Origin of the sequence: Actinacidiphila bryophytorum, from assembly GCF_016916835.1 — a bacterium.
In the GTDB taxonomy this organism is placed as follows: domain Bacteria; phylum Actinomycetota; class Actinomycetes; order Streptomycetales; family Streptomycetaceae; genus Actinacidiphila; species Actinacidiphila bryophytorum.
The window spans coordinates 132,935-139,631 of record NZ_JAFFIX010000022.1 but is presented as its reverse complement, the minus strand read 5'-3'; the positions used below and the strand labels follow the sequence as shown (position 1 = coordinate 139,631).

Annotated in this window: 6 protein-coding genes and 1 pseudogene; 5 read left to right on the top strand and 2 right to left on the bottom strand. The window is 75.0% G+C overall.

All coding sequences use genetic code 11. The features are described from left to right. The 4 genes and pseudogenes from JT723_RS26880 to JT723_RS26870 form a co-directional block, all read left to right on the top strand. A pseudogene (locus JT723_RS26880) lies at window positions 1-247 on the top strand (hypothetical protein); the annotation flags it as partial. Window positions 248-251: 4 nt separating this feature from the next. Next, window positions 252-344 (top strand): hypothetical protein, encoded by a 93-nt coding sequence (locus JT723_RS36515; RefSeq protein ID WP_372441386.1) that lies wholly within the window; start codon window positions 252-254, stop codon window positions 342-344. Window positions 345-496: 152 nt separating this feature from the next. After that, on the top strand, window positions 497-1,183 hold the full coding sequence (locus JT723_RS26875; protein ID WP_205047382.1) for a VanZ family protein: 687 nt from the start codon (window positions 497-499) through the stop codon (window positions 1,181-1,183). Window positions 1,184-1,272: 89 nt separating this feature from the next. Beyond that, window positions 1,273-1,851, top strand: a complete 579-nt coding sequence (locus JT723_RS26870; RefSeq protein ID WP_205047381.1) for a Uma2 family endonuclease — start codon at window positions 1,273-1,275, stop codon at window positions 1,849-1,851. Window positions 1,852-1,860: 9 nt separating this feature from the next. On the opposite strand, the gene JT723_RS26865 is transcribed toward JT723_RS26870, so the two are convergent. Then, window positions 1,861-4,338: a helicase C-terminal domain-containing protein gene (locus tag JT723_RS26865; protein WP_205047380.1), complete on the bottom strand. Its 2,478-nt coding sequence runs from the start codon at window positions 4,336-4,338 to the stop codon at window positions 1,861-1,863. A gap of 465 nt (window positions 4,339-4,803) precedes the next feature. Between JT723_RS26865 and JT723_RS26860 the strand changes: the two genes are divergently transcribed. Continuing rightward, the gene (locus JT723_RS26860; protein ID WP_205047379.1) at window positions 4,804-5,688 is read left to right on the top strand and encodes a hypothetical protein; all 885 of its coding nucleotides are present in this window, start codon (window positions 4,804-4,806) and stop codon (window positions 5,686-5,688) included. A gap of 18 nt (window positions 5,689-5,706) precedes the next feature. Here the strand turns inward: JT723_RS26860 and JT723_RS26855 are convergent, their stop codons facing one another. After that, the gene (locus JT723_RS26855; RefSeq protein ID WP_205047378.1) at window positions 5,707-6,693 is read right to left on the bottom strand and encodes an ABC transporter substrate-binding protein; all 987 of its coding nucleotides are present in this window, start codon (window positions 6,691-6,693) and stop codon (window positions 5,707-5,709) included. Between the last annotated feature and the right edge of the window lie 4 nt (window positions 6,694-6,697).

The window sequence follows — 6,697 nt, the reverse complement described above, 5'->3', positions numbered from 1 at the left end:
CGCCCACGCATCACCCCAGCCACCCGCCGACGCACCACCCGTCGCACCCGCCGACGACTCCGCCGACGACTCCGCCCACCACTCCACCGACCACCCCGCCCACCACTCCGCCGACCACCCCGCCCACGACGCCTCCGACGACGCCTCCCACGACGCCGCCGACCACGACGCCTGGGCACCACCACCCCTCGCACCACCCGTCCCAGCCGCCCAGCACTCCTCCAGGGCTGCCGCACACCGGCGCTGACGGTGTGGAGTGGATCGCCGCCTCGGCGGTCGCGGTCCTGGGAGCCGGTGGAACGCTGATCTACATGTCGCGACGCCGTCGCGGACAGCACGGATGAGGCTGTCACCGCGGTGACAGCCTGTAACCATCGTGGGTACCCCCAGCGATGGTGAGCGGGACTCCGGCCGCCGTACGCCGTCACCCCGGCGTACGGCGGCCGGACCCGGGTATGCGGAGCCAAGTAGGCGTCCGCAGAGGGGGGTTACGGCCATGGCGATCCGCGTCGGACTGCTCGACCGGATACGTAAGCCCAATGCCAAGCCCAAGCCCAAGCCGAAGCCGGCGGCTGAGTCAGCGCCGAAGCCGAAGCCCAAGCCCAAGCCGGCCGCGAAGGCCGGCGCCCGGAAGCGGACGTCGAAGCCGCGACCGCGACCGCGCCCCCGCGCGCGTAAGCCCCCGCCGCCGGTGCTGCAGCGCCGCACCCTCGGCTCGACGCTCGCGCGGGCGGCGGTCATGGCCGCCGCCATCGTCTGCATGGCGGCCTTCGCCGTGGCGCTGGCCAAGGTCACGCTGGTGCCGTCCCCGTCGTCCGACGCGCTGATCCACACGAACCTGCGCCCCGGCGCGTCCATCCGCGCCTACCTCGACCAACCCGCCCTGCGCGACACGGTCAAGCAGATCGGCGGCAACGTCCTGCTCGGCGTCCCCTTCGGCATCCTGCTCCCGGTCCTCTTCCCGCACGCCCGCGGCCTGCTCCGGGTCATCGTCCTCACCGCCCTGGTGATGGTGATGATCGAGGCCACACAGGGCGCCCTGGTGGAGGGCCGCGCCTTCGACATCGACGACGTCATCCTCAACACCGCCGGCGCCCTCCTCGGCTACCTCCTCCTCGGCCGCCCCCTCGGCTCCGCCCTCCACCCCCACCGCGACCACTGGTGGCGCCGCAGGAAGACCTGACAGCCTCAGTGGTCAAGTCCGACCCATGCGTGGTGTCAGTTGGCCATGCCACACTGTGAGTGACGACTTCCCAGGAGGAGGTGGGCGTGATGAGCGTTGCGCACGATGACCACTACGGGCCATGGACCGTGGAGGAAGTGCTGGCGCTGGGGGAGGACCGCGGACAGCGGCGGGAACTGATGGGGGACATGCTGCTCATGGCACCAGCACCGGGTTTCAAGCACCAGCGGGCCTCGTTGCGTCTGGCGATGCTGATTGACGCAGCGATCCACGCGACAGGCGCGCCGTTCGAAGTCCTGGAAGCGGTGAATGTCGTCCTGCCCGACGGCTTGTTCATCCCGGACATTGCCGTCGTCGACGCGGCAGCGGCAGCCGAGGACCCAGTCACATGTGACGCCGAGGCTGTTCACCTGGTGGTCGAGATCGTCTCGCCGTCTTCGGCCGGACGCCGGGTGGACCGGCTGCTCAAGCCGCCGTATTACGCCGAGGCCGGCATCGAGCACCTGTGGCGGCTCGAACTCGTGCCCGCGCCCTCGCTGGTCGTGTGCGAGCTGGAAGCCGGGCGGTACGTCGAGCGGCAGGTCGCCGAGGCGGGGCGGGTGAGCTACGTCGAGAAGCCGTTCCCGATCGAGGTGGACCCCGGCGAACTGGTGCAGCCGCGCGGCTGAGCGGGGAGGTCAGGACGGGGGTTCGTCGGCGAGTTCTGAGACGCCCGTGACGCGGTGGATCGCGAAGGTGCGGACCTCGTCGGCCGTGTGGTCGTAGGCGGTCACGTAGCCGCCTTCGACGCGGACCGGGGTGATGACGCGCTGGGTGGCGGTGCCCTCGGCGTTGACGTAGCCGATCCAGAGGGACTCGCCGGTCAGGACAGCGGACTGGACCGTGGCCAGGGTGTCGGCCGCCGCGGTGCGGGGGACACCGGCGGGCGGGGTGGTCGGGGGGCGGTGGACCGCGGTGGCCGCGCGGTCGCCGGCCCGGATCGCTTTGACCGCGAGGGCCAGCAGCGCGGTGTCCGGGACGGGCGGGCCGTCGGGCACCGGGACGGGCGCGCTGCGGGGCGGGGTGCGGCGGGCGTCGGGGCGGGTGATCAGCACGTCGCCGTCGGCGGACTCCGCGGCCGGGGCCAGGCCCATGGCCCGCAGGCGTTCGAGCAGGGTGGACGGGTCGGCCTGCGCGGCCAGCACCGTCGGGGCCAGGCGGCGCAGGCGCAGGCCCGAGGCGCGGCGGTCCGCGAGCAGTTCGGTGAGCAGCGCGTCGTCGTCGCAGCGCAGATACGCCGCTGCCGCCCCGACCCGCAGCGTGCCGTGCCTGCGGGCCATGTCGTCGATGAGGTAGCTGAGCGGCTGCGGCACCGGCGTACGGGAGTGCTCGGCCAGGAAGGCCTGCAGCTCGGCGGCCGTACGCCCGGCGTCCAGGGCACGGCGTACCGACTCCGGCGTGAAGCGGTAGACCGTGGCGCCGCCCTTGGACTCGATGTCCGCCAGGACGCCGAGGGTCTCGGCCAGCGAGGCGATCAGCGGGCCGGGGGCCACCGCCGTCAGGTCGGCCTGCAGCAGGACGTGGTCCAGGGCCTCGGGCAGCAGCGGGGCCAGCAGTGCCGCCGCCCGGTCCGTGTCCGGGCCGGCCGCGGCCAGCAGCGGCCGGGAATGCGCGGCCAGCGCCCCCCGCCCGGTCACGCCCAGGGCCTCCGCGTCCTCCAGCGTCCAGCGCAGCAGGTCCTCGCGCAGCGCGTCGGCCGCCGCCCGCAGCGGGCGGTCCCAGCGCAGCCGGGTCAGCAGGTCCTCGCGGCCCGCCGCCGAGCCGGGCGGCAGCGCCGCCAGCAGCCGCAGGGCGCCCCCGCGCACCCGGGGCGCCAGCGAGCGGTCCAGGTCAGGGCCGAGCGCCGCCAGCGCCCTGCCCTTCGGGTCGCGCGTCCCGACCAGGCCGGCCGTGCGGGTCGCGGCCAGCCAGGCGGCGGCCAGCGCCGCCCACTGCCGCTCGGCGGGCAGCAGCAGCCACTCGTCGGCGGCGGGCGTCGGGGCGTACGCCTCGTCGACCTCGCCGTCGGCGGCGACCAGGCCGGCGGCGTAGGCGAGTTCCAGCCAGAAGGCGGTCTGCGGCTCGGTCAGGTCCAGGGCCGCGGCCGTACGCCGCAGGTCGCGCACACTGATGCCGCCCGCCCGCAGCACCGCGGGGCCGCCCGTCTCCCACTCCTTGAGCAGGTCGGTGACCGTACGCACCGCCGTGAACGCCTGGCCCGCGGCCGTCGCGTCCACCGTCTTCACGGTGCGCTGCACCGGCGCCATCGGCGGGGGCAGCGGCTGCGGGGTGCGGTGCGCGCGCCCCGCACGCAGGGCCAGCGCCGCCTCCCGGGGCAGCACGACGTTGTGCTGCCCGGCCGGCAGGAGCAGGCCGCGGGCCAGCAGCCACTGCACGGGCGTGGCCGCGCCCGCCGCACGTACCGCCGCCGTCGCGTCCCTGACCTCGCCGTACGGCGGCCCCCACACCAGCCGGTCCAGTACGGCCCGCGCACCGTCCGGGGCCTGCGCGAGCAGCGCGGCGAAACGGTCCGGGTCGGCGAACAGCCCGGCCAGTGCGGTGATCGCACTGCTCGGGTCATGGGTCGCGGCCAGCCCCGCGTCCGAGAGCACCTCCTGCAACCGGGCCGGCGACATCCCCGCGGTGGCCTCCGCCACGGACGGGCCGAGGCCGGTCGCGGACGGCGTCGCGGCCGACGGTGCCAGCACGTCCCGTGCGGTGCGGACCAGGCGCAGCCGGTCCTCCTCGCCCCACACCAGCCCGTGCGCGCGCAACGCCGCCACCGCGCGCGGCAGCTCCGCCTCGACGGCCGCGGCGACCTCCGGGTCCAGCGCCTCACCGACGCCGCCCACCGGCGGGCGCCCGGTCATCAGCTCCCGCAGCGTCGCATACGGGCAGCCGTCCGCCGTCACCGCCAGGGCCTCGGCGGTCTGCTGCGTGAAGGCGTCGAGGTGGTCGAGCGCACGCACCACGGAGGTGCGGGTCGCCGCCCGCGTCGCCAGCTGCGTGAGGTCCGAGGGCACGGGGGCCAGCAGGTCGGGGCGCGCACGCAGCAGGGCGGACAGCGCGTCGTCGTCACGTGCGCGCAAGTCCTCTGCGAGGGTGCGCGGGGCACCGCTGCTACCTCCGGTCGTCATCCGTCCCACCCTAGGCCCTGGGCGCCCTCTTCGGCGGGGCCGAGCCATCCGCTGGCCGCGGTGGCGCGTGAGGGTGCCCGTGCGCCGGGCGGTGCGTTCCTCGGACGCGAGCCCCCACCGGCGGGTGGTCCGTCTCCGACCCGAACAGCCCCTTTGCGCCGGTGACGCCCCGCGCCCCCGGTGGGGGTTGGTCGCGCCGTTCCCCGCGCCCCTGAAAAGCACCGCCGTCCGCAGCGGCACCGCCTCACCCGGCAGGGGGTGCCGCTGCCGCAGAGGGCAAGCCAAAAGGGGCGCGGGGAACTGCGCGACCAGCCACCCACCGGCCGGTGGTCCGGGGAGGACCGGGCAGCCCCTTTGGGGCGGTGGCGACCCGCGCACCTGAAAACGCTTGCCCTCGCGTAGAGGGCGGGGCGGGAGGGGTACCGTCGGCGGTGGTGGAGTCGGGCGGGGGGAGGGGGAGACGCCGTGGGGGTCGAGAGCGATCGGCTGGTGTTCGACTACCTGAGCCGGGTCGGTGACCTGGCTCAGACGGCCATGCCCGCAGCCGACCGCATGCAACTGGTCGCGCAGCTGCGCAACGACATCGACCGGGAGCGCCGCGGCGCGGACTCCGAGGCCGCGGTGCGCCGCATCCTGGGGCGCATGGGCAGCCCCGACGAGGTCGTGGAGGCCGCCGCCGGCCGCGGCGGCACCCGGGAGGAGCCGCCCGCCGACCCGTACGGGCCGTACGCAGAGGCGCCCGGCCCGCAGGTGCCGCGGCCGGCCAAGGCCGCGGACGGGGAACGGGAGTGGTGGGACGGCGACGGGCTCGGCGCGCGGCCGCGCGCCGGGGACGAGCTCGCCGGGCTTCCTGGCATGACCGGCGGCGTCTTCATCTCCTTCGACGACGAGGAACTCGACCCCGACGAACCGAAGCCGGCCCCTGAGGAAGACGAAGAGGTCGAGGAGCCGGCCGCCGAACCCCGGCGGCCCCTGCTGCGGCGGCGCACGCCGCGAGCAGAGCGCCGCCCCCGCAACTGGGGCAGCCCCGTCCTGCTGCTGGCCGCCGCGTTGCTGGTCGTCGGCGCTGCGATCGGCTCGCTGATCCCGCTGGGCCTGGGCTGGCTGACCGCCTACCTGTCCCGCCGCCTCAGCAGGCCGCAGGCCAAGTTCGCGGTGCTGTTCATCCCGGGCGCCTTCGCGGCCGGGATGCTCGTGTGGATCTGGGGCCGCGACGTCGGCAAGTGGGGCAGCCCCATCGCGCAGGGCCAGATGGGGCAGGCCTTCCAGGACGCGTACCCGCCGACCGTGCGGCTCGCGGCGGTCGGCACCGCGCTGTACGTGCTGTGGCGGAACCGCCGGTCGGCCTGAAACGCCCCGCGGGAGCGGCTACGTGGCGGTGAGGTCGCGCTGCAGCTCGTCCAGGATCTTCCCGGCGGCGGTGTAGCCGATGCCCTGGTACCAGAGCTGGTCGTCCACCTGGTGGGCGCGGCCCGCGGCGACCGCGCCGAGTCCCTTCCACAGCGAACTCGCCGTCACCTGCGTCTCCTTGGCGGCCTTGGGGTCGCCGTACGTGGCGTAGAAGATCGCGTCGCCGTCGGCCTTGTCGATCTGCTCGGGGCTGACGTCGACGCTGAGCTGCTCGACGTCCTGCACCGAAGGCCGGGCCAGGCCCACGTCCTTGAGGACGGTGCCGATGTAACTGGCGTTGCCGTACAGCCGGATGTCGGCGCCCTCGACGAAGCGCACCATGCTCACCTCGGTCGCCGCCGCCTTCGCGGCCCCGCCGAGCGCCGCGGTGACCGCGGCGACGTGGTCCTGGTAGGCGGTGAGCGCCTTCGCGGCCTGTGCGGTGCGGCCCAACGCGGCCGCGTGCAACTGGAAGTCGGCCTTCCACGGCGCCCCGGTCGACTCGGTCAGCACGGTGGGCGCGATGTGGGAGAGGGCGTCGTAGTGCGCGCCGTCCCTGACCTTGCTGCTGAGGATCAGGTCGGGCTTGAGGGCGGCGACCGCCTCCATGTCGGGGTCGGCGATGGCGCCGACGTTCTTGATCCCGGCCAGTTCGTCCTGCGGCAGGTAGTCGAGGAAGCCGGAGCTGGTGCCCGCGCTGGTCGCGCCGACCGGCTTGACGCCGAGGGTGATCGCCGAGTCGAGTTCCGCGGTGTCCAGCACCACGACCCGCTGCGGGTGGTCGGGCACCTTCACCGGCCCCATGGCCGTGTCGACGGTGTGCGTACCGCCGCCCGCCTTGTGAGTGCCGCCGCCGTCGCCGTCCCCGGAGGACGAACACGCGGTCGCCGCAAGTGCCGTGCAGAGCAGCACGGCGGCGAGGGCGTACCGGCTGCGGGTCGAACGGGCGCTGTGCTTGCGGGACATGGCG

Excerpts from the sequence above, each read along its gene's own strand:
- JT723_RS26855 (WP_205047378.1), bottom strand. The coding sequence starts at position 6,693 with ATGTCCCGCAAGCACAGCGCCCGTTCGACCCGCAGCCGGTACGCCCTC.
- JT723_RS26875 (WP_205047382.1), top strand. The coding sequence starts at position 497 with ATGGCGATCCGCGTCGGACTGCTCGACCGGATACGTAAGCCCAATGCC.
- JT723_RS26865 (WP_205047380.1), bottom strand. The coding sequence starts at position 4,338 with ATGACGACCGGAGGTAGCAGCGGTGCCCCGCGCACCCTCGCAGAGGAC.
- JT723_RS26870 (WP_205047381.1), top strand. The coding sequence starts at position 1,273 with ATGAGCGTTGCGCACGATGACCACTACGGGCCATGGACCGTGGAGGAA.